Source organism: Flavobacterium nackdongense (genome assembly GCF_004355225.1).
Taxonomy (GTDB): domain Bacteria; phylum Bacteroidota; class Bacteroidia; order Flavobacteriales; family Flavobacteriaceae; genus Flavobacterium; species Flavobacterium nackdongense.
In genome coordinates, this window is record NZ_CP037933.1 from 3,883,901 (window position 1) to 3,906,655 (window position 22,755).

Below are 22,755 nucleotides of genomic sequence, written 5' to 3' on the forward strand. Positions count from 1 at the left end.
CGTGTTTTATATTTAATTCTAATACATTAAAAAAATGGAATACAATAGATGCGGAAAAAGTGGTTTGAAATTGCCACAAATTTCCTTAGGATTATGGCATAATTTCGGTTCGGTAGATTCATTCGAAAATGCCGAAAGTATTGCCAAAATGGCTTTCGATAAAGGCATCACTCATTTTGATTTGGCCAATAATTACGGTCCGATTCCGGGTTCTGCCGAAACAAATTTTGGTAAAATCCTCAAAAATAATTTTCAAGGAAACCTACGGGATGAAATCGTGATTTCGACCAAAGCAGGATATGGAATGTGGGCAGGACCTTATGGTGATTGGGGTTCACGCAAATATTTATTGTCAAGTTTGGATCAAAGTTTAAAACGAATGGATTTGAACTATGTGGATATTTTCTATTCACATCGTTTTGACCCAGAAACACCTTTGGAAGAAACAATGTCGGCTTTGGATTATGCCGTTCGAAGTGGGAAAGCCTTGTACGCAGGAATATCCAATTATCCTCCGGAACAAACTGCCGAAGCCGCTGCTATTTTGAAAAAATTGGGAACACCTTGTTTGATTCATCAAGTGAAATATTCGATGTTTGTTCGCACGCCCGAAGAAGGTTTGCTGGATGTTTTGGAAGAAAAAGGAATTGGTTGCATCGCCTTTTCGCCTTTGGCCCAAGGACTTTTGACCGACAGATACCTGAAAGGAATTCCCGAAAATTCGAGAGCTTCTAATCCGAATGGTTTTTTAAAAGCAGAAGATATTACGGAAGAAAAAATAAAGGTAATCGTTGCCTTGAACGACATCGCTCAAAGCAGAAACCAATCTTTAGCCCAAATGGCGTTGGCTTGGTTACTCAAAGACAATAGAATTACCTCGGTTTTGATTGGTGCGAGTTCGGTGGGACAATTGCAAAACAATATTGATGCGTTGGAGAATATCGATTTTACCAAAGCGGAGTTGGATAAGATTGAAGGGATTTTGGCATTCGTGTAGTAAGAAATGTTGTAATAAGTAAACTGTCTGCTAATTAAAACTATTCTTTTACTAGAAGCAAAATGAAGAAATTAATAATATTATATATTGTCTTTTTGTTTCCGATTTTCTTGTTTGCACAAAGTAAAATCACAAAGTCAACTCTTAGGAAAATCATTAGAGAAAGCAAAGTTGAATTGCAAGACGGCAAATTTACTTTGCCTTCCAATAAAGCTTGGGTATTTAATAATGCTGATAGTTTATATTTTAAGCAAGACACATTAACTGCTTTTTTATATAAATCATTAAAGCATAAAAGTTTGTGCGAGTCGATTGATTGGACTTTTTACCGCAAAAAATCTTTTATTCGGGGAAGTGAATCCAACTGTAAAGAGCCTCCATCAAGAAAAGTAACTAAATATCCGGAAGACTATTTTACAATCGCAATCTATCCAGTTGAAAATGAAACCATGATTGATGTTTTGCGATATGATAAAATGATTGTAGAATCCTTTATTATTTTGAATATTAAGGAAAACAATGAGTATACAAAAATCAAACTAATAAGACGATTTAAAGTTTAGCTTGACCTTTAAACATATATTAATTTAACTCGTTGGGTGAAATTATTAAATTTTTAGAAATAGTAAAATTGAAACGCATAGAATCATAGAAAAAAGAGTTGGATAGCCCAGTTCTTGGGTTCACATAGCTATGATTTACTAAAATCAAGCGGAGCGTCTTAATAAAATTAATAAAAAACTATGATTCTATGTGTTTAAAAAAAATTAAATTGAATTACACCCAACGGGTTAATTTATTCTGTTTCTGTTTCTTTTTTCTTTTGTTGCCGGATGTGCTAGACATTATAATTAAAAAAGGAGCAAATTCAAACTTGCTCCCTTTTTTATAATTTTACTTCAACTCCAAATTATACTTTTTAACAATATCCAAAGTCGATTTATCCGAAGAAAAAACACTGTTCAATCCTTGTGGTTCTTGCGGTGGGTCAGTGGTTAATGGATCTCCGGGTTTCCATTTTCCGTCTGGGGTAACTGCTTTTCCTTCGCCACCAAATCCCCAAAAATTAGCCGCTTGCAACACACCATTATTTTTGTGACTTTCTAAAACTCTATTGAAGATATAATTGTAAAAAACATCTCGATTGGCAACTGATGAACTTGAAACTAAACTTTCGTTTTCTCTTGGCAAACCAAATTCTTCTATGATGATGGGTCTTTTTAGATTTTGTGCCACTTTGATGTGAGCATCAATATATTTTCCCGCATTTTTTAATGTGGTGGGCAAAGTTTTTTCTGCCTCGTCGGCTTTGAACCAATTCCAGTTTTTAGGCCAAATGTGCATTGTCAAATAATCGATATTCGGATTTTGATGCGTTCTTTCAAAAATTTCTATCTTGTCATTCGAACTGTTCAATCCTTCAGAACCTGTAGAAATCAAATGATTTTTGTCTAAACTATCCATCAAATTGACAATATTATTCAACCAAGTCGTGAATTTCGCTTCGTTTTCCTCTGTAAAAAGTCGGGGTTCGTTGCCCACTTGCCAAGCCATAATGGTGTTATCTTCGGTATATTTTTTTTTGGTATAGGCATTTGTTCGGATCATAATAAATTTGACGTGATTGTTCAAAGCCTCCATACAGGGTTCGCAACTATGAAATTTTTCGGTGTACGACATATACTGCGGCCATGTATTTGGTGGGATTGCAGGCACTGGAATTGGACCTTTTCCATTCCATTCCAAATATTGCGACATTCCGCCCGACCATTCCCAGTTGTTGGTCAGAAATAAAACGGCGTACATCTTGCGTTTGCCCATTTCTGCCATCAAGAAATCTAAACCATCGAGTAAATCTTGGTCGTATTTTCCTTGCTCGTATTGCAAAGCGGGACGAACAGTGTAATCGTATTTTCCGCCGTCGCCACCTACTAAAATTCGCAAATTATCGATGCCGTTTTTTTGCATTAAATCAAGTTCGCGCAACAATCTTTTTCGGTCACCCACTTTCTTCGAAGCCAATAAACTTCCGTACCAATAATTGGTTCCAATGTAAGAATAGGGTTGGTCTCCTTTGAAGAATTGTGTTCCTTTGACTGTGATTCTGGGTTGCTGTTTTTGCGCTTGACAAGAAAAATTCCCCAAACTAAAAATAGCTAAAACTAGTAGTAGTGCTGATTTTTTCATAATTATTATTTTTTCAAATAGCTGATTCAGTATTAGAATTTCACTTCTAATTTGCTACCATTATATTTCACTTTTTGGCCTTCATTTGCATTTGAAATCAAATTGAATGTTGAGTTTTTATTTTTGCCAATGAAGACAATATTGAAAACTCTGTTTTTTTGCATTCCATCAAAACTTCCTTTTCGGTCGGCAATTGTCAATGTTTTTGAAGCTTCGTTATATTGGAATTCTATGTTCGAAAACTTTCCTTTTTCGTAATTGTAATTGGTGTTTTCATCTTCGTATAAACTAAAAGAAGCGTCTTTTCCAGTATAAACATAAATGGTAAAAGGTTCCGAAGATTTCTGAGAAGTGTATTCAATATTCGGGCCACAAGGCAGAATAGAACCTTCTTTTACAAAGAGTGGAATTTGTTCGTATTTTGCTTCGGCAGTAATGGTTTGTCCACCTTCTAGGAATTCGCTGGTGTAAAAATTATACCAACCGTTGGTGTTCGGTAAATACAATTCACGACTGCGTTTTTTGTATTCAGTAACTGGATTGACAAGTATTGCTGGACCAAACATAAACTGATTGGCAATGTTTAATACTTTCTTATCAGAGCTAAAATCCATTGGAAGTCCACGCATCATCGTGTAATCGTTATGATAGGTTTGTCCAATCAAGGAATAAATATAAGGCATCATTCGATAACGCAATTTGTTGTAAAACAAAATGCTTTTGTAAGCCGGATGATCTTCGGGCGCAATGTTGTAAATTTCTCTATACGGAAATTGACCGTGCGCTCTGAATAGGGGACAAAAAACACCATATTGATACCAACGAGCGTTTAATTCTCTCCATTCTTCAAGCGTTTCTCCAGTGGCATTTTCGTAACGAGTTTCTACAGAAAACCCTCCAATATCACTTGTCCAATAAGGTAATCCTGACATTGTAAAGTTTAAACCAGCCGGAATTTGGTTGTTCAAATCTTCCCATCTCGAACCAATATCGCCACTCCAAGTAGCAGCAGCATAACGTTGCAAACCTGCAAAACCAGAACGAGTCAGCATAAAGATTCTTTTGTTGGGATCGACACTGCGTTGACCTTCGTAAATTCCTTTAGCATTCATTAAGGAGAAGGCATTATAGTTGATTTCTGCTGCGCCAAGAAAGGTGTTTCCAATCATTTCTTTTCGAACTTCGGGTGGCATATTGCTGTGAACATCGGGTTCCGAAGCGTCCATCCACCAAGCATCGATGCCGGTTGTGTAAATATTTTTGTTGATTAATTTCCAAAATTCTTTTCGAGCGTCGGGATTGAAAGGATCGTAAATGGCGTTGTTGAAACCCAACCAGTCTTTACGATTTTCGGCTACGTTTCTTTTTAAAATATAGCCTTTGGCTTCAAGATCTTTGTAGTTTTGGGTGTCTTCATAAAATTTTGCCCAAACCGAAATCATTAATTTGGTATTGTATTTTTCGTGAAGCGTTTTCATCATTCCTTTTGGGTCTGGAAAACGTTCTGGGTCAAATTCTTGGCTTCCCCATTGGCCTTCTCTCCAATATCTCCAATCGAGTACAATATTGTCTAAGCCAATTTTTCTTTTACGGAATTCGGCAACGGTGTTTAGTATTTCGTCTTGTGTTTTGTAGCGTTCACGACTTTGCCAAAATCCCATTGACCATTTGGGCATCATAGTCGCTTTTCCCGTAAGGGTTCTATAACCGCTTATTACGTCGTCTATATTTTTTCCAGAGACAAAGAAATAATCTATTTTTTGACCCGCTTCTGACTCAAAAGCGAATTCGTTTTTTTGTACTTCGGTTAATGGTTTTGACCAATTAAAACATATAAATGATTCATTTCCCAATGGATCCCACTCAATTTTTAGTTTGTGTTTTGTGCCTTTTTCAAGATGGATTCGAATCAATTCGTTGGTGGCATTCCAACCTTGTCTCCATCTTGCTGCTACTAGTTTATCGTCGATATACACATTGGTGTAGCCTGATGACCAAAGATTGAATTGGTGTTCGCCTGAAAAATCGGTTTCAAAAGCACCTTCCCATTTTACGGTAGTGTTTTCTAAAATAATTCCTTCTGGAAGGTGTTTTAATGAAGGGATATAACTGTAATCGATAAACGACTCTGGGCGAGAAAGTACTTTTTTAGGGTCTTTTTTGTTGGTGTACGTTGCCGTCAACCAGCCTTTGTCTCCTTTATCTGAATACAATCTTAGGGTAGAAATTTTCTCAAAATCTCGAGTATCAACTGACTTGGTAAGCGAGTTATTATCCCATAAAATTCCATAATTTTTGCTCGATACCAAGAAAGGAATGGCGACTTCGGTATTGTATTGTGACAATAAAACTTTGGTTCCTTTGTAATTGAAAACCCCGTTTTGGTGTTGACCCAATCCGTACAAAGCTTCGTCTGTTTCGCTCGTAAAAGATTGTTTTACGATGTAGGATTGTTTGCCGTCTAATGTGGTTCCAGTAATCGTTTTTCCGCCACCTTTGGTTTCTTTTAAAAGTGTTTTTCCGGCAGCGTCTTTAAATAGTATTTCGCCTGTTTCTATCGAAACGGTAGCTTTCAAATTGGCTGTTGAAAGGGTTACATTTTCATTAGAGCTGATTACTTCAAAAGGTGTTGCAGTTGGTTTTAAATCAACGAGCATCAAACTTTTTGTAGTATCAAAAGTAGTCGTTGGGCTAGCCGTAATATGCAAGATCGAATTGGAAACTACTTGTATTCTCACAACAGCGGCATCATTTCGTTGTGGTTTTTTGATCTTAATTTCTATTCCATCGCTTAGTTTTGTTACATTTTCTTGAGCAGCTGCTTGGAAAAATATGAGAATGACAAATAAAAACAGGTAGTATTGTTTCAGGTTTTTCATTTTGTTTTTATAATAATATTAAAAGGAAATTAATTCTCGGTTCGACGTATCAATTCGATGCAAACTCTAGTATTGTGATACGGACATTTCCAGAAACCGGCTTTGTCTTTTTCAATTTTGGAATAATCTTGATGGATTCCCCAAATCCATTCTCCGTTTTTTTTATCGAGAATATAGTCCTTTACAAATTCCCAGTTTTTGAGCACAACATCCAAGTATTTCTGGTCATTTGTCAATTGGAAAGCATTGTAAAAACCAATCATTAATTCGGATTGAGGCCACCAATGTTTTTCGGCCATCAACTGGTTCTCTTTGGGTTCTAGTTCGTACCAAAGGCCGCCATCTACAGGGTCAATCCCTTCGAAAGTGGCATCAGTTAGGAGAATAGCGTATTTTTTGTAGCGTTCTATTAAAGCTGTGTTTTCAGTAATTTCCGCACATTGTAATAATAACCAAGCCGCTTCGATATCGTGTCCATAAGAGATTACGTCTGGTTTTTCGACCCAGTTTTCGTTGAAAAACAGTTTTAAATGTCCCGTTTTTTTGTCAATAAAATAGGTTTCGATGACTTCGAGTAATTCGACAATATCATTTTTTAAGGTTTCGTCTTTCCAAACTTTATACAAATTGGCATAACCTTCTACAATATGCAAATGGGTATTCATTGTTTTTTTTTCGTTGGCATCTTTATCGCTCAGACGTAAATCTTCTATAGGTTGCCAATCGCGGGTAAAAGCTTCGAAATAGCCTTTATTTATGGGGTCGTAACTGTATTCTTGAATTTTTTTGTATAATAAAATGGAATATTCTAAGGCTTTTTCATCTTTGGAAATTGAGTAATATTCGCTCATTCCATAAATGGTAAAAGCCAAAGCATAAATTTGGTTTTTAGTGTCTTTTGGCGTTTTATCAGGATTGATGCTCCAAAATATTCCGCCAAATTCAGCATCATAAAAATGATTGATGATGTACTCACAAGCTTCTTTGGCAAGGCGCTTGTGTTCTTCATTTTTTGTAATGGAATAGGCCGCAGAAAAGGACCAAAGTATTCGAGCATTGAGAACAGAACCTTTTTCGGCTTCGAAATTTTTAAACTCATTACAATCTATTTGACCAATAAAACCGCCGTTTTTTTTGTCAATAGTTTGCTTCGACCAATACTCAAGAATGTTGTTGAGTTCAGTGGTTAATTCGGTTTTTAGATTTAAAATTTGTGTTGACACTTTTTTATTTTTATGGTTCTACTTTATTTTTATGAAAGACTAAATATTTAAAAATTAAGAAATTTAAGAGTATTAAGACTTGAAGTGTTCTTAACTTTCTTAAATCTCTTAATGGTTTAAAAAAGAATTTTCAGGACATTTAATAGCACCTTTGTAATAACTACTTTGTTTAAAATGCGGTCGAAGACCTTTGGTCACATCCTCAAAGTCGTAGACTTTGCGTAGCGGTTGGTGTTGACACAGTTATAGAATTGCTTGGTTTTTATTAACTTGAGCGATGATGGTGTTCACAGAACCTGCAGATATAAAGGTATCTTCTGGTGTGTTTATCACATAGTCAACTAGTTTTTCTACAGAAGAAACAGCCACGTGCATTCTAGTATCTGACGAAGCGTAATAGATGAAAACTGTGCCATCTTCATCGGCAATCCAACCATTCGAAAACAAAACATTCGAAACATCACCCACTCTTTCAGAATCTTGTGGCGCCATAAAATGTCCTGCTGGAATATGAGTCACTTTTGAAATATCGTTTAAATCGGTCATAAACATATAAAGTGTGTAACGCAATCCCGCAGCGGTGTTTCGTACTCCGTGTGCCAAATGCAACCACCCTTTTTCGGTTTTAATTGGAGCCGGCCCCAAACCATTTTTAAGTTCGTAAATGGTATGATATTGTTTTCCGAAGATGATTTTTTCCTCTTGTACAACTGGGTTTTCCATAGTATCGATGTAACCCAAACCAATTCCGCCACCACTTCCCACGTCGATAAAACCGTCTTGAGGCCTTGTGTATAAAGCGTATTTTCCGTTTACATATTCAGGATGCATCACTACATTTCTTTGTTGGCCTGTATTCGAAATTAAATCAGGAAGACGTTCCCAATTCACTAAATCTTTGGTGCGCACAATTCCCGCATTGGCTATAGCCGAACTCGTATCACCTTTTGGAGCATTTGGATCTTTTCTTTCGGTGCAAAAAATGCCGTAAATCCAACCGTCTTCGTGCTGTACCAAACGCATATCATAGACATTTGTATCGGGTTCTTCGGTTTGTGGAATCACGCAAGGTTTATCCCAAAATTGGAAATTATCAACTCCATTTGGACTTTCGGCAATGGCAAAAAATGATTTTCTGTCCACGCCTTCCACACGAACAGCGAGGATGTATTTATCACCCCATTTCATTGCTCCAGCATTGAAAGTAGCATTGATGCTTATGCGTTCCATCAAGAATGGGTTTGTAGCTTCGTTTAAATCATAGCGCCATTCGATAGGAGCGTGATTTCTGGTCACAACGGGATTTTTATATCTGGCGAATATTCCATTTCCCTCCGAAGATTGAGGTTCGTTTTTTCTCTCTATTAATTGTTGGAATTCTTTTTCAATTGCTGCTTTTCTTTTATCGAAAATGCTGTTTGTTGTTGTGTTCATGAGTGATAGTGCTAAAATCAAATATTATTTAGTTGTAGTTCTTTTGTCGTTTAATTCGTGTCCGATGGTTTCTAGTTTTTCTTCGGTTAATGGATATAACAGAATGAATAATACTGAAACTCCTGCTGCAATGGCTGGAAGAATACTCAACATCAACTGAATTCCATTTTGGGTTACTGCGGTTTGTTCTACATTGGCTTGAAATCCATAATAACCCAAAAGCCATCCTGTTGCGGCTCCACCAATGGTCCATCCAAATTTTTGCGACATGGAAGAAGCTGAAAATATAAGTCCGGTAGCTCGTCTTCCTTGTTTCCATTCCGAATAATCGGCGCTGTCAGCATACATTGACCAGATTAATGGGAATATACAACCGGCACAAATGCTTATTAATACTTGGAAAACCATAATCAACAGTACATCGTTTTTTCCAAGGAAATAGAATAGTACACTTAATAGTGCTGCCAATGCCATTGAACCGAAAAAGGTGTTTTTTTTGCCAATTTTATTCGCGATGGGTGTGGCTGCAATGACTCCAATAATATTAGCCGCTTGTCCTAAAACGAAATATAATGAGGTAGGTGTCATTGCAAAATTTTCGCCAAAGACATTAATACTGTAGCTTACCGTACTGCTTACATAATATTTAAAATAGTAAACAGCCGCTCCATCACGAATCGAATTGAATACTAATGCGCCAATTCCGGCTCCTAAAAGAATCCACCAAGGACGATTTTTTAAAAGGTCGTTTAAATCTTCTTTTAGATTTGGTTTTTCGTCATTGATAGGTTCGACTCTTTCTTTGGTTAGGAAAAAACAACCCCAAAAGAAAATGGTGGTGATGATTCCAAATACAATTATAGTGTATAACCAACCTGTTTTGGAGTTTAAACTTCCGCCAAAATGATTGACCAAAGGCTCGATTAACCAAAGCGCCAATAAGCTTCCGCCAAAAGCAAAAACCATACGATAGGAGGAAAGCGTTGTTCTTTCTTTTCTATCCGATGACAGCACGCCGAGCAAAGAAGCATAAGGAACATTGATTACGGAATACACCATCATCATCAAGGAATAGGTTACATAAGCATAAATTATTTTTCCTTTTTCGTCAAAATCGGGTGTGTAAAAAGTTAAGATTCCGATGAGTGCAAAAGGTATGGCTGTCCATAAAAGATAAGGTCTGAATTTGCCCCAACGCGTTTTGGTTCGGTCAGCCATTATCCCGACAAAAGGGTCAAAACAAGAGTCCCAAATACGGGTAATTAGGAACATGGTTCCAACAACGGCGGGTGCAATTCCGAAAACATCGGTGTAAAAAAACATCAGATACATACTGAATATTTTCCAAAACATGGAGGAAGCGGCATCACCTAAGCCATATCCTATTTTTTCTTTTAATTTAATTTTTTCGTGCATTTTTTGGGTTGTAAATTTTGGTTTTTTGGGTTAGTTGTTATTTGTAAAGTTTAACTTTTGCGGCTTCTTTTTCGAATAAAATTTGGTCAAGATGGTAGAAATCAACAAAATCTTTTTCGCTGGTTTGCCCTTTGAATGGGGCATAATAATGCATTTTTTGCTCTTTTTCTTGCCAACCCTGGTTTCTCCAAACTAAGACATAAGCTATTTTGTAATCGCCAATGGCTTGCATCAAAGTGTTGGTCCACCATTTGTCATACGGAATGGCTTCATAACCAGTTTCCGCCAAGGCCATAATTTTATTTTGCTCTTTGGCTACTTCGTCCATTATTTTAAATTGTCTTTGGCAATTTTCAACAAAAGAATTGTCTTTGGTTGGATCGTTGAATTGATAGTTGTCAAAACTTAAAACATCAACATAATCGGCACCTGGATAATAGTCTAAGAACTCTTCTTTAGATTTGAAATCGGCCGTATTGTAGACATAGATTAGGTTGTGAATGCCTTTTGCTTGAAGGTAATGAAAGGTAAATTTCCATAAAGCCTTGAATTCTTCTGGATTCGCATTGTTTTTACACCACCAAAACCAATTGCCAGTGAGCTCGTGAAAAGGTCGAAATAAAATAGGAATCGGATTTCCTTTCTTATCGGATAAGGTGGAAATATAATTAGCGGCTTCATCGAGGGCAAGTTTGAACTTTTCGTGGCTTTGGCCTCCTGGCAATGCCGATGCAACTGATTTTGGAGAAGTATCCCAAGCATTTCCCCCGGTCAATGGATTGTCAAGATGCCAGCTAAGGGTTATAACTCCGCCTCTTGAATGTCCTTCAATAATGTATTGTCGCATTTTATCAAAAGGCACTCCATCAATATTTTTGTCTGATTTTTTTTCCAAACCAGCAAGGTCCCAGCCATAAACTGCGGGGAAGTCTCCAACAACGTCTTTTACATCGCTTCTTCCCGCCACTTGTTTCCAGTTCACCCCATAGGCTAAATCGTCTTGATGCCCAAAAAGGATTGCTTTATTGGATAAATCTGTCAAGTTTTTGAATAGAATTTTGGTTTTAGCAGTCGCATTTTGATCAGCAATGGAGGATTTTGTATTCATTGTTTGAGCAAGCATTGAAAAAGTGAAACCGAAAAAGAGTAGAAGACTGAATTGGATAAGAATTTTTTTCATTGATTTTTTTATTTTTTTGATTGCCCTTTCAACTGTATTTTTGACCAAAAGGACGGTTTTATTGTGTCGTGATGTCGTGTCCGGTAATTCGTTGTTTTCTAAAATATTTTTTAGTTTTTTCCGAAGACTATTTTGAATATCGTTTTTATTTTAAGTTAATTTTAATAAAAGTGCAATTCATCTTTCAAAGATAGTTTTAAGGTCTAATTCTAAATGGTATTATTTTGTCAATTAAATATCATATTATTGCAAACAAAAATGGGTTATGAGTAATCTGAAGAAATTTTACAGAGAAATCCCGCCAATGTCACCTCTCGATAGCTTTTTAGTTTTCGACAGAGTCAAGGATACTTTTGATTTTCCAGTGCACTATCACCCCGAATTTGAGATCAATTTTATTCTAAATGGCAAAGGTGTAAAACGAGTTGTGGGCGATAATATTGAAGAAATTGACGCCGTCGAACTAGTCTTAATTGGTCCAAATTTGTATCACGGTTGGGAATTGAATAAATGCACCAGCAAGAAAATCCACGAAATCACGATTCAATTTGACAATAATTTATTTCCAGATTCTTTACTTTCCAGACGAATAATGAACCCCATTCGGGAGATGTTTAATCGATCGATTCACGGTATTTTATTCTCCAAAAAAGTCGCCGATGAGCTTACGCCAAGGCTAATTAAATTGTCAAAATTAGACGGAATGGATTATTTTCTGGAGATCACTTCGATATTATTTGACCTTGCAAACTCCCGAAATCAGAGACTTCTTTCGACTTACACCGTAGATTATGCCACTTTTGATGATGACGATAAAATGAAATTGGTGTACGAGTATGTTCAGAAAAAATTTGCCGAAAAAATCACTTTAGACGAGGTTTCAAGTGCTAGTAATATGACAAGTATTTCGTTCAATCGCTTTATCAAAAAACGCACGGGCAAAACTTTTGTCAATTATATCAATGATATTAGAATCGGTTATGCCGCGAGATGGTTGCTAGAAAAAGATATGAGTGTAGCTGAGATTGCCTACAAGTCTGGTTTTCCGAACATCGCCAATTTTAATAGAAGTTTCAAAGCTATAAAAAATCGTACCCCAACACAATATCGCGAAGATTTTTCGGGTCTCAAACGCATTCTGTAAATGAACTTATAAATCAGGTTTCCTCTGGTTTTTATTTTTTGTCAAGTTTTGATGTTATTTTGACAATAAAGTATTATTGTTATCTGTGAATTTTATTTAACATTGTATGATGTGCAATTCCAAACTTTGTAACTATTTTGTCAATGAAAAATTCTCCAGAAAAACTATTTTCACTTATTGTTTTTTTTAGTTTTTACTTCTCAGGGTTTACACAATCGTCCTCAAATAGAGCGATTCGGGAACACATCTCCATCGATAAAAATTGGCTATTTGCCTTTGGTCATCCATTTGATGCTTCCAAAGATTTCAATACGGGAACTGGCTATTTTTCTTATTTGGCGAAAATTGCCTACGGAGACGGAGCAGCTGCCGCAGATTTTGACGATCGTTCTTGGCGAAAACTCGATTTGCCTCACGATTGGGCAGTCGAACAAGGATTTAGCGAAAAAGCAAGTTACAGTCACGGTTTCAAAAACATTGGAAGAGCCTTTCCTGAGACTAGTATCGGTTGGTACCGAAAAAATATAAGCATTCCTGAAGGCGATTTGGGATGCAGAATCCACATCGCTTTTGATGGGGTTTTTCGCAATTCGATAGTTTGGTTCAACGGACATTATTTGGGAATAAATCCATCGGGTTATTTGGGTTTCGAATACGATGTTACTGACTATGTCAACTATGGTGGCGAAAATACCATCGCCGTTCGAGTAGATGCGATGATGGAAGAAGGTTGGTTTTACGAAGGCGCCGGAATTTACCGCCACGTTTGGTTGAACAAAACCAATCCGTTGCACGTTCCCGCTGACGGAACTTTTGTAAGCACAACAAAATTAAATAGTAACAATGCTGCACTCGCTTCAAAAGTTTCCGTTATCAATGAAGGAACAAAGACTCAAAATTTCAAAATTGTTCAAACCGTTTTCGATAATACCGGAAAATCAATCGCCACGGCAACTATCGATAATTTGAGTTTGCGACCAATGGAAACCAAAGAATTCGAAGCAAATTTATCCGTTGCCAATCCCACACTTTGGTCGGTTGACAATCCTTATTTGCACAAAATGGTGACCAATATTTATACAGGAACGGAATTAACAGACACGCAAACCACCACTTTCGGAATCCGAACTTTGCGTTTTGATGCCGACGAAGGATTCTTTTTGAACGGAAAACATCTCAAAATAAAAGGAACCAATAATCACCAAGACCACGCAGGAGTGGGAGCGGCAATCCCCGATGGTTTGCAGGATTTTCGGATTGCCACCTTAAAATCATTTGGTTCCAATGCGTATCGATGTTCGCACAATCCGCCAACTCCAGAGTTATTGGACGCTTGCGACAGATTGGGAATGCTAGTCATAGACGAAACCCGATTAATGGGAATTACAAGTACGCAATTGGGCGAATTAAAACGGATGATGCTCCGCGACAGAAACCATCCGTCTATTATAAGTTGGTCTATCGCCAACGAAGAATGGGGTGTTGAAGGGAATATCATAGGGGCACGAATGGCCAGAACAATGCAGGATTTTGCCAAAACCATCGACAGCACCAGAGGAATTACAGCAGGAATTAGCGGCAATTGGGATAACGGAATCGCCACGGCCGTTGACATTGTGGGCTACAATTACATCAAACACGGCGGCAAGGAAACTACCGACAAACACCATCGAGAATTTCCAAATTTGGCCAGTTGGGGAACTGAAGAAGGCTCCACTTTTGCCACACGCGGAATCTATTTTGAGGACAACCAAAAACAATACAAACCCGCTTACGATTTGCCTCAAAGCAAAGATTGGTATAGCATCGAACAAGGTTGGAAACATTATGATTCTCGCAATTATCTCGCAGGAATGTACATTTGGACAGGTTTTGATTATCGCGGCGAACCCACTCCTTACGTTTGGCCAGCAACAGGTTCTTATTTCGGAATGCTCGATCAATGTGGTTTTTACAAAGACGATGCTTGGTACCTAAAATCGTGGTGGGGAACCGAACCCGTTTTGCATCTTTTACCTCATTGGAACTGGAAAGGAAAAGAAGGACAACCCATCGATGTTTGGGCGTACAGCAATTGCGATGAGGTCGAACTTTTTCTAAACAAGAAAAGTCTGGGCAAAAAAACGATGGAAAAAAATGGCCACTTGGAATGGAAAGTCAATTACCAACCTGGAACTTTAGAAGCGATTGGTTATAAAAACGGCAAGAAATTCCTAACCGAAACCGTAAAAACAACTTCCGATGCCGTTGCTCTTGGTTTGAATTCTAATGTAAAAACGATCCAAGCGAATGCTACCGATATCGCAATGATTACAGTCGATACCAAAGATAAATCGGCTTTATTGGTTCCTACTTCCGAAAATGAAGTGGCCTTCACGATTTCGGGTCCAGGGAAAATAATTGGCGTTGGAAACGGGAAACCCACCTCTGTCGAATCCGACCAATTTATAGAAAACAACACGGTTATCAACATTTCGAACCTGAAAGAAAAAATCATTAATTCCATTTCAGAAACGGCTGAAACAGTAGATAATCTCGATGTTTCGAATTGGGACAATGCTTTTAAAGAAGCTCGTGACACCCTTTTCGGAAAGAAAGCCAAAGCCGTAGTCTATCGCACTGATTTTGATTTACCGGAAAATTTCAAGGAAGCCAAAATCAATTTGTTTTACAATAGCATCGGTCAGTCACAATCGATTTATATCAACGGAAAACCAATTGCAACCGCGATTCCAGAAAACAAAAAAGGCGACAGTTTCGTATTGGACAAAACCAATCTTCGAGCGGGGAAAAACACAATGGCGATTGTTGCTGTTCCATTAATTTACAAATACAAATGGGGAACCGTCAACACCAATCCGGGAACAATCCAAATCCTCACACCGGCTCCAACTTGGAAACGCAGGCTCTTTAGCGGTTTGGCACAAGTCATCGTGCAATCGACAGGGGAAGTGGGCGAAATTTTATTGACAGCCACAGCAAATGGATTAAAGAAAGCGGAAATAAAAATACCATCAATTAAATAAAAACATAAAATGAAAAAACTACTTCTCAGCTTGATTATAAGCACAATTGCAATTCAAGCGTTCGCCCAAGGAAATAGCTACAAACAAGGAACTGGCAAATTCGAAGGGCTTGCTATGACACCACCAATGGGTTGGAATTCTTGGAACACCTTTGCCACAAATATCGACGAAAAATTAGTCAAAGAAACCGCCGATATTATGGTGTCTTCAGGAATGGCGGCGGCGGGCTACAATTATATTGTACTCGATGACGGTTGGATGGCCAAAGAGCGCGATGAAAATGGCAATCTAGTTGCCGACCCAATCAAATTTCCAAACGGAATGAAAGTCCTTATCGATTATGTGCATTCCAAAGGTTTGAAATTTGGTTTGTACAATTGTGCCGGAACACGCACTTGCGCCGGTTATCCAGGAACGCGAGGTTTCGAGTACCAAGATGCACGTTTTTATGCCAATTTAGGTATCGATTTTCTGAAATACGATTGGTGTAATACAGCCGGAATAAATGCTCCAGAAGCATATGCCACTATGAGCAACGCCTTGAAAACAGCAGGAAGACCTATCGTTTTTAGCTTATGCGAATGGGGAGATAACAATCCTTGGGATTGGGCAAAACCTATCGGAAATCTGTGGAGAATTTCGGGAGATATTTACCCTTGTTTTGATTGCGAATTCAAGCATCCTGAGAATTGGTCGTCTTGGGGATTTATGAAAATTGTCGAAATGCGAAAAGACATCCGGAAATTTTCGGGTCCAGACCATTGGAACGATTTCGATATGATGGAAGTGGGTAACGAAATGACTGGCATCGAAGACCGATCTCATTTTGCGATGTGGTGTATGATGGCATCGCCTTTAATCGCTGGAAATGATTTCCGAAAAATGAAACCAGAAACATTGGCGATTTTGACCAACAAGAATTTAATTGCCATAAATCAAGATAAACTAGGAATTCAAGGATTCAAATTAACGGTTGAAGATGGAGTAGAAGTTTGGGTAAAACCGTTGTCCGATGGGGCTTGGGCATTAACTTTCTTAAATCGAACCGAACTGGCTAAAAAAATCAATTTCGATTGGAAGAAAAATTCAATCAAAGACGTTGATTTTGGTTACGAAGCCGATTTTAACAAAACCATTTTCAAAATCAAAGATCTTTGGAAGAACAAAGAAGTCGGAACCACCAAAAAGAATTTCACTGCTGATATCGTTCCTCACGACGTAATTACTTTGAAATTAATTCCTTAAAACTAAAAGAGATGAACTTCAAATCTAAAACTATAGTGCTTTTTCTCGCATTCAGTTGTAGTGTGGCAAATGCACAATTCGTCAAAAATCATGGCCAACTTAGCGTGAAAGGCACACAATTAGTAGATAAAAATCAAAACCCAATTGTATTAAGAGGAGTGAGTTTTGGTTGGCACAATTGGTGGGGTAAATTTTATAATAAAGAGGTCGTTCAAACGCTTCATAAAGATTGGAATGCCACGGTATTGAGAGCAGCGATGGGCGTAGATGCAGATGAAAATTGTTATCTTCAGAATCCAAAGACTTCAAAAATAAGGATCGAAACGGTCATAAATGCCGCAATAAAGCAAGATATTTACGTCATTATTGATTTTCACAGCCATAATATTCATCTCAAAGAGGCTAAAGTTTTCTTTGACGAAATGTCAAAAAAATATGGACAATACCCAAACATTATTTACGAAGTTTTTAATGAACCGGACAACGAATCTTGGGAAGAAGTCAAAGCTTATTCGCAAGAAGTGGTTCAGGTGATTCGCACCAATGATTCTAAAAACATTATTCTTGTGGGCTGCCCGAGTTGGGATCAAGACCTTCAGTTGCCCGCCAAAGACCCAATTTTAGGTTTCGATAATTTAATGTACACTATGCATTTTTATGCAGGTACTCACGGAAAATGGTTGCGAGATCGAACGGACGATGCTTTAAAAAGCGGCTTGCCAATTTTTGTATCTGAATCGGCAGGAATGGAAGCTTCGGGCGACGGTCCTTTGAATTTATTAGCTAGGCAAGAATACATCGATTGGATGGAAGAAAGGAAAATTAGTTGGATCACTTGGTCGGTTTCCAGCAAAGTCGAAACTTGTTCGTTTCTTAAACCAAATGCAAATTCAAATGGAAAATGGAAAGATACTGATCTGCAGGAATCAGGTTTGAAAACACGGGAATACTTACGAAAATACAATCCGAAACAATAATAAAAGGAAAAATATATCGCCATAATTTTATAATCTTTGTGGTTTGTGGATTTATTTAAAAAACTGTAAATGAAAAACAGAGTTATTGGAATTATGGGAGCCATGCCCGAAGAAATTGAAGGTGTTGTGGCTTTGCTATCGAATTGTACCCAAACTACAATAGGAAAGCGAACTTATTTTTCGGGGCAAATCAACGAAATAGAAACGGTGGTGGTTTTTTCGCGTTGGGGCAAAGTGGCCGCTGCTACTACTGTCACCACTTTGATTCACAAATTTAACATTACCGAATTATTGTTTACAGGTGTAGCAGGAGCCATCAATGCCGAGTTGAAAATAGGTGACATTGTTTTGGGCAAAAGGTTGATCCAACACGATATGGATGCAAGGCCTTTGATGCCAAGATTTGAAATTCCGTTACTCTCTAAAACTTATTTGGAAACTGATGTATCTTATTTATCCATAGCGTCAAATGCTATAAAAGCGCTATTAGAAACCAAAAGTTTGCATACGGTTATTGGAGAACAGGATTTGATAGAATTCAATATTTCGCAACCCAGATTATTCGTTGGAGATATTGCCAGTGGTGACCAATTTTTCTCAAAAAATGAGCAAAAACAGCATCTTATTTCCCAACTGCCCAATATACTTTGTGTAGAAATGGAAGGAGCCGCAGTAGCGCAGGTTTGTTATGAATATAAAATTCCATTCAGTATTATTCGAACCATTTCAGATGTGGCCGACGACCATGCGCACCTTGATTTCCCCTCTTTTATTAAGAAAATTTCGAGTACTTATGCTGCTCAGATTATAAAAAACATCTTTAGTGCGATTTGAAATGGTTCGAATTTTTGTGGTGTATTAGCTAGGATTTACTTCAAAACGTGCGTTGCCAAAACCAAATGAACGTCATACACATTGACAGACTTGTTGAATTGTTTTACAATACTGGGCTGTGTTTCGCTGGAAACCCAAATTTTAAGTTCCGCCTCCAAGTCGAAAGTGCCAGCAGTTTCGATACTAAATCTAGAGATACTTTTATAAGTGATGGATTTGTATTCAATTTTGCTACCTGTTAATCCTTGTTTTTCAACCAAAATCAATCGTTTAGTTGTAAAAATGAAAACATCACGAATGAGTTTGAAACCCAGCTCAATTTCTTCACCTTCGATGAGTAATTTTCCGTAGTCTTTCAATAAACTTTCTTGGCTTACTGCTCCTGCATTGCCTATTAAGGCTGATAAAAATCCCATAATTTTATGTTTTTTATAAAGTGGTTTACTATAATTGTCGCCGTAAAATTACTATAAATAGTCGTCGAATAGTCGAAATTGCAAGCTAATTTTTGCTGAAATTTTAAGGGCGTCGATTTGATAAGATTAGCTTTGTTTCAATAGCTTTAATAAGTATCTAATACTAATTTATGGTCCTCTTTTTTGGCTTTTTGCTAATAAATTGTATAAACTATTGAGAAATATTGTTTTGTTGGTTTTGCCTTTCAATTTTTGCCAAATCTATAGTTATTTTTAATGACGTTTTTATAAATTGCGACTTGGAAATAAATGAAAATAGGTATGTCAGCAAGAGATGGTGAAACGAATGCAGAAAAAGCAAGATTAAAATTAAGAACCGATAATAAAGGATGGAAAAAATGGGGGCCTTATCTAACAGACCGGCAATGGGGAACCGTAAGAGAAGATTATTCGCAAAGTGGTTACGCTTGGGGAAGCTCAACGCACGATATGGCGCGATCGAAAGCCTATCGTTGGGGTGAAGAGGGTATTGGTGGAATTTCGGATAATAAACAGCACATTTGTTTGGCTTTTTCGTTTTGGAATCATAAAGATCGGATTCTGAAAGAACGCTATTTTGGGCTAACACCAGCCGAATCGAATCACGGAGAAGATGTTAAAGAAATTTATTATTATCTGGACGCAACTCCAACGCATTCTTACCAAAAGATGCTTTACAAGTATCCGCACGCGGCTTTTCCCTATGAAAAAATCATTACTGAAAGTCAGAGACGCTCTCGTCTTGAACCGGAATACGAATTAATTGACACTGGTGTTTTCGATAATGACGAGTATTTCGATATTACAATCGAATATGCCAAAGCCGATCAGCAAGATATTTTAATCAAAGTTACCGTTGAAAATCGATCCAATACAGCTGCTCCCATAACAGTCCTTCCTACTATTTGGTTCCGAAATACTTGGAGTTGGGGGTACGAAAACTATAAGGAAATTCCAACTTTAAAAGGAAAAGGCAAATCGCTAATCGAAGTCGATCATAAAATTGTCGGTACATTCAATCTCTATGCTGACAAAGCAAAAAATCTTTTGTTTTGTGAAAATAAAACCAATTTCGAACGACTCTACCATTCACCAAATAAAACACATTTTCCGAAGGATAGTATCAATGAGTACATCGTCAACAGAAAAAAGAAGGCAGTAAATCCAGATGCTACCGGGACCAAAGCTTCGGTTCATTATGATGATGTTATTCCTGCATTGGGCAAAAAGGAATACCGTATCCGTTTTACCAATGGCACTCTAGACGATGCTTTTGTAGATTTTGATACTATTTTTCAAAATAGAATCGATGAAGCGAATGAATTTTACGCTCAGATCCAGAAGGGAGTTGTTGACGAAAAACTCAAATCCATTCAGCGACAAGCGTACGCAGGGATGCTTTGGACCAAACAATGGTATTACTATAATGTATACGAATGGCTAAAAGGCGACCCGTCTACACCCAAACCGGAACGAGGACGAAACGAAGGCAGAAATAGCACTTGGAAGCATTTATATACTTCTAATATCCTGTCGATGCCCGATAAATGGGAATATCCTTGGTTTGCCGCTTGGGATTTGGCTTTTCATACCTTGCCTTTGGCGCGATTGGATCCCGATTTTGCCAAAAGGCAATTGCTGGTTATTCTGCGAGAATATTATATGCATCCCAACGGGCAAATTCCAGCTTATGAATGGTCATTTTCAGATGTTAATCCACCGGTTCATGCTTGGGCCACTTGGAAAGTGTATGAAATTGATAAGGAAGCCAATGGAGGAGTAGGAGATACGGTATTCTTAGAACGTATTTTCCATAAATTACTGCTCAATTTTACCTGGTGGGTCAATTTGAAAGACGAAAACGGGAATAATATCTTTGGTGGTGGTTTCCTCGGGATGGATAATATTGGGGTTTTCGATCGCTCGTATGACTTGCCTACCGGAGGTCATCTCGAACAAGCAGACGGGACGGGTTGGATGGCTATGTATTGCTTGAATATGTTGCGTATCGCCTGCGAAATTTCACTCCAAAACCCTGTTTATCAGGATATGGCCTCTAAGTTTTTTGAGCATTTCCTGCATATATCCGGAGCGATGCAGTCGTTGGGAAGCAACGATGTGAGTCTTTGGGATGAAGAAGATGAATTTTATTATGACATGCTTCATAAACCCAATGGCGATGCCGAATTATTGAAAATACGTTCGATGGTCGGTTTAATTCCATTGTTTGCAGTCGAAGTTTTGACCCCAGAATTGCTCGAAAAATTACCTTTATTCAAACGCAGAGTGGAATGGGTTTTGAAAAACAGACCCGATTTGGCTAGCTTGGTTTCCAGTTGGTTTGTGCACGGAAAAGGGGAAACGCGTTTGCTCTCCACTTTGCGAGGGCACAGGATGAAAATGATTCTCAAGCGGATGTTTGATGAAAAAGAATTTTTATCTGATTTTGGCGTTCGATCGATGTCAAAATACCACAAAGAACATCCCTACAAGTTCAAATACCACGGCGGAATTATTCAAGTAGATTACACTCCCGCCGAGGCTACTGGCGATATGTTTGGTGGAAATTCGAATTGGAGAGGACCGATATGGTTCCCAATGAATTATTTGATATTGGACTCTTTAGAAAAATTTCATAATTATTATGGTAAAGGTTTTAAAGTGGAATTCCCAACCGATTCAGGAGATGAAATGAACCTTAAAGAGGCTTCGAAGGGCGTTGCGCGTAGATTATTGGCTTTATTTCTTAAAGATGCCGACGATAAAATTCCGATGTATGGCGAATACAAAAAATTCCAAGAAGACCCTCTTTTCAATGCTAATAATTTATTTTTTGAATATTTCGACGGCGATACCGGCAAAGGTTTAGGCGCCAATCATCAAACGGGTTGGACAGGACTGATAGCTGAAATTATCTGGCATTTGAATAAAGAAGAGGAGTAATATTGGCTACCCTAATGGTGTTCAAACTATTTTATTGGCAATTAAATCAATAGTGTAGGGATGGGCAAAATTTAAAATAGGTTCGTGTTGCAGCCATCGTGATTCGTCTTCTTTTTTCAAAATGATGGGCATTCTTTTTTTGGTGTTATGTATTTCTGATAAAAGCGGATTGGCTTCGGTGGTGACAATGGTAAAGGTGTTTTTAACTTCGGCTGTTGCGGGATTGATCCATTGTGAATACAGTCCTGCGAAGGCAAATAATTCCTCTTCTGGCAAGCCTATCTCATATTTTTGTTTCGTTTTTCCTTTGGGGTCCAGCCATTGCCATTCGAAAAAACCATTGGCAATCACGAGACATCTTTTGTTGACCGAGTTCGCGAACGAAGGTTTTTCGATTACCGTTTCTATTTTAGCGTTCAAGTTGTATTTTTGAATAGCCGATTCTTTTGCCCAAGAAGGAATTAAACCCCAATTGTAGTGCGAAATGATCTGTGGTGTTTGGTCGGTTATTATGGGGGTTAAAGGAAATTCAAACGCATTGATGCTTTGTTGAGGTTCAAACAGGCCAATGTTGTGGAATTGGGCTTTGAACCGCTTTTCGACTTCTTGAGCTACTTTGGTTTGTTTGGTATGATAGCACATGGAAAGTGAATTTTTCTAATTTTAGATGTAGTAGTTTCCCTAAGTTAAAATCAATAGTACCGCTCGACTTTTCGAACCAAAAATAAAATATCAAATAGTATTTATTTACAATCACTGTTGTCCGATGAAATGCAAGTATTGTCCCTACGGGACAAATTTACTATTCGTAATCC

Annotated in this window: 16 protein-coding genes; 8 read left to right on the plus strand and 8 right to left on the minus strand. The window is 37.8% G+C overall.

Features of this window, described 5'->3' with window-relative positions:
• Positions 1–34: 34 nt before the first annotated feature.
• Positions 35–997, plus strand: coding sequence for an aldo/keto reductase (locus E1750_RS16645; protein WP_133277850.1), 963 nt, complete (start codon positions 35–37; stop codon positions 995–997).
• A 62-nt stretch (positions 998–1,059) separates the two neighbouring features.
• The gene (locus E1750_RS16650) at positions 1,060–1,560 is read left to right on the plus strand and encodes a hypothetical protein (RefSeq protein ID WP_133277851.1); all 501 of its coding nucleotides are present in this window, start codon (positions 1,060–1,062) and stop codon (positions 1,558–1,560) included.
• A 331-nt stretch (positions 1,561–1,891) separates the two neighbouring features.
• On the opposite strand, the gene E1750_RS16655 is transcribed toward E1750_RS16650, so the two are convergent.
• The 6 genes from E1750_RS16655 to E1750_RS16680 all read right to left on the minus strand — a co-directional run bounded on the left by E1750_RS16655 (position 1,892) and on the right by E1750_RS16680 (position 11,244).
• Complete coding sequence (locus tag E1750_RS16655; protein WP_133277852.1) at positions 1,892–3,184, minus strand: glycoside hydrolase 5 family protein; 1,293 nt, start codon at positions 3,182–3,184, stop codon at positions 1,892–1,894.
• A gap of 32 nt (positions 3,185–3,216) precedes the next feature.
• A complete protein-coding gene (locus tag E1750_RS16660) occupies positions 3,217–6,063 on the minus strand; it encodes a TIM-barrel domain-containing protein (protein ID WP_133277853.1) in 2,847 nt (948 codons plus the stop codon).
• A gap of 29 nt (positions 6,064–6,092) precedes the next feature.
• Positions 6,093–7,286 (minus strand): AGE family epimerase/isomerase, encoded by a 1,194-nt coding sequence (locus E1750_RS16665; RefSeq protein ID WP_133277854.1) that lies wholly within the window; start codon positions 7,284–7,286, stop codon positions 6,093–6,095.
• A 243-nt stretch (positions 7,287–7,529) separates the two neighbouring features.
• Complete coding sequence (locus E1750_RS16670) at positions 7,530–8,720, minus strand: glycoside hydrolase family 130 protein (protein ID WP_133277855.1); 1,191 nt, start codon at positions 8,718–8,720, stop codon at positions 7,530–7,532.
• Between the two features lie 24 nt (positions 8,721–8,744).
• Positions 8,745–10,136: an MFS transporter gene (locus E1750_RS16675; protein ID WP_133277856.1), complete on the minus strand. Its 1,392-nt coding sequence runs from the start codon at positions 10,134–10,136 to the stop codon at positions 8,745–8,747.
• 37 nt (positions 10,137–10,173) lie between these two features.
• Complete coding sequence (locus tag E1750_RS16680; protein ID WP_227873916.1) at positions 10,174–11,244, minus strand: glycoside hydrolase family 26 protein; 1,071 nt, start codon at positions 11,242–11,244, stop codon at positions 10,174–10,176.
• Between the two features lie 337 nt (positions 11,245–11,581).
• On the opposite strand from E1750_RS16680, the gene E1750_RS16685 reads away from it, so the two are divergent.
• From E1750_RS16685 to E1750_RS16705, 5 genes are all read left to right on the plus strand, one after another.
• On the plus strand, positions 11,582–12,460 hold the full coding sequence (locus tag E1750_RS16685) for a helix-turn-helix domain-containing protein (protein ID WP_133277857.1): 879 nt from the start codon (positions 11,582–11,584) through the stop codon (positions 12,458–12,460).
• Between the two features lie 143 nt (positions 12,461–12,603).
• The gene (gene galA / locus E1750_RS16690; protein WP_133277858.1) at positions 12,604–15,486 is read left to right on the plus strand and encodes a beta-galactosidase GalA; all 2,883 of its coding nucleotides are present in this window, start codon (positions 12,604–12,606) and stop codon (positions 15,484–15,486) included.
• A 9-nt stretch (positions 15,487–15,495) separates the two neighbouring features.
• Positions 15,496–16,731, plus strand: coding sequence for a glycoside hydrolase family 27 protein (locus E1750_RS16695; protein ID WP_133277859.1), 1,236 nt, complete (start codon positions 15,496–15,498; stop codon positions 16,729–16,731).
• 11 nt (positions 16,732–16,742) lie between these two features.
• Positions 16,743–17,708, plus strand: coding sequence for a glycoside hydrolase family 5 protein (locus E1750_RS16700; RefSeq protein ID WP_133277860.1), 966 nt, complete (start codon positions 16,743–16,745; stop codon positions 17,706–17,708).
• A 69-nt stretch (positions 17,709–17,777) separates the two neighbouring features.
• Complete coding sequence (locus E1750_RS16705) at positions 17,778–18,542, plus strand: 5'-methylthioadenosine/adenosylhomocysteine nucleosidase (RefSeq protein ID WP_133277861.1); 765 nt, start codon at positions 17,778–17,780, stop codon at positions 18,540–18,542.
• Between the two features lie 35 nt (positions 18,543–18,577).
• Here E1750_RS16705 and E1750_RS16710 read toward each other — a convergent pair whose 3' ends face one another.
• Positions 18,578–18,958: a PH domain-containing protein gene (locus E1750_RS16710; RefSeq protein ID WP_133277862.1), complete on the minus strand. Its 381-nt coding sequence runs from the start codon at positions 18,956–18,958 to the stop codon at positions 18,578–18,580.
• A gap of 321 nt (positions 18,959–19,279) precedes the next feature.
• Here E1750_RS16710 and E1750_RS16715 point away from each other — a divergent pair, with 321 nt between their 5' ends.
• Entirely contained in the window at positions 19,280–21,940 is a 2,661-nt protein-coding gene (locus E1750_RS16715; protein ID WP_133277863.1) for an MGH1-like glycoside hydrolase domain-containing protein, read from the plus strand.
• A 21-nt stretch (positions 21,941–21,961) separates the two neighbouring features.
• Here E1750_RS16715 and E1750_RS16720 read toward each other — a convergent pair whose 3' ends face one another.
• The gene (locus E1750_RS16720; protein ID WP_133277864.1) at positions 21,962–22,582 is read right to left on the minus strand and encodes an SOS response-associated peptidase; all 621 of its coding nucleotides are present in this window, start codon (positions 22,580–22,582) and stop codon (positions 21,962–21,964) included.
• Between the last annotated feature and the right edge of the window lie 173 nt (positions 22,583–22,755).

Excerpts from the sequence above, each read along its gene's own strand:
- E1750_RS16660 (WP_133277853.1), bottom strand. The coding sequence starts at position 6,063 with ATGAAAAACCTGAAACAATACTACCTGTTTTTATTTGTCATTCTCATA.
- E1750_RS16720 (WP_133277864.1), bottom strand. The coding sequence starts at position 22,582 with ATGTGCTATCATACCAAACAAACCAAAGTAGCTCAAGAAGTCGAAAAG.
- E1750_RS16695 (WP_133277859.1), top strand. The coding sequence starts at position 15,496 with ATGAAAAAACTACTTCTCAGCTTGATTATAAGCACAATTGCAATTCAA.
- E1750_RS16715 (WP_133277863.1), top strand. The coding sequence starts at position 19,280 with ATGTCAGCAAGAGATGGTGAAACGAATGCAGAAAAAGCAAGATTAAAA.
- E1750_RS16650 (WP_133277851.1), top strand. The coding sequence starts at position 1,060 with ATGAAGAAATTAATAATATTATATATTGTCTTTTTGTTTCCGATTTTC.
- E1750_RS16705 (WP_133277861.1), top strand. The coding sequence starts at position 17,778 with ATGAAAAACAGAGTTATTGGAATTATGGGAGCCATGCCCGAAGAAATT.
- E1750_RS16670 (WP_133277855.1), bottom strand. The coding sequence starts at position 8,720 with ATGAACACAACAACAAACAGCATTTTCGATAAAAGAAAAGCAGCAATT.
- E1750_RS16655 (WP_133277852.1), bottom strand. The coding sequence starts at position 3,184 with ATGAAAAAATCAGCACTACTACTAGTTTTAGCTATTTTTAGTTTGGGG.
- E1750_RS16685 (WP_133277857.1), top strand. The coding sequence starts at position 11,582 with ATGAGTAATCTGAAGAAATTTTACAGAGAAATCCCGCCAATGTCACCT.
- E1750_RS16645 (WP_133277850.1), top strand. The coding sequence starts at position 35 with ATGGAATACAATAGATGCGGAAAAAGTGGTTTGAAATTGCCACAAATT.
- E1750_RS16680 (WP_227873916.1), bottom strand. The coding sequence starts at position 11,244 with ATGAATACAAAATCCTCCATTGCTGATCAAAATGCGACTGCTAAAACC.
- galA (WP_133277858.1), top strand. The coding sequence starts at position 12,604 with ATGAAAAATTCTCCAGAAAAACTATTTTCACTTATTGTTTTTTTTAGT.
- E1750_RS16700 (WP_133277860.1), top strand. The coding sequence starts at position 16,743 with ATGAACTTCAAATCTAAAACTATAGTGCTTTTTCTCGCATTCAGTTGT.
- E1750_RS16710 (WP_133277862.1), bottom strand. The coding sequence starts at position 18,958 with ATGGGATTTTTATCAGCCTTAATAGGCAATGCAGGAGCAGTAAGCCAA.
- E1750_RS16675 (WP_133277856.1), bottom strand. The coding sequence starts at position 10,136 with ATGCACGAAAAAATTAAATTAAAAGAAAAAATAGGATATGGCTTAGGT.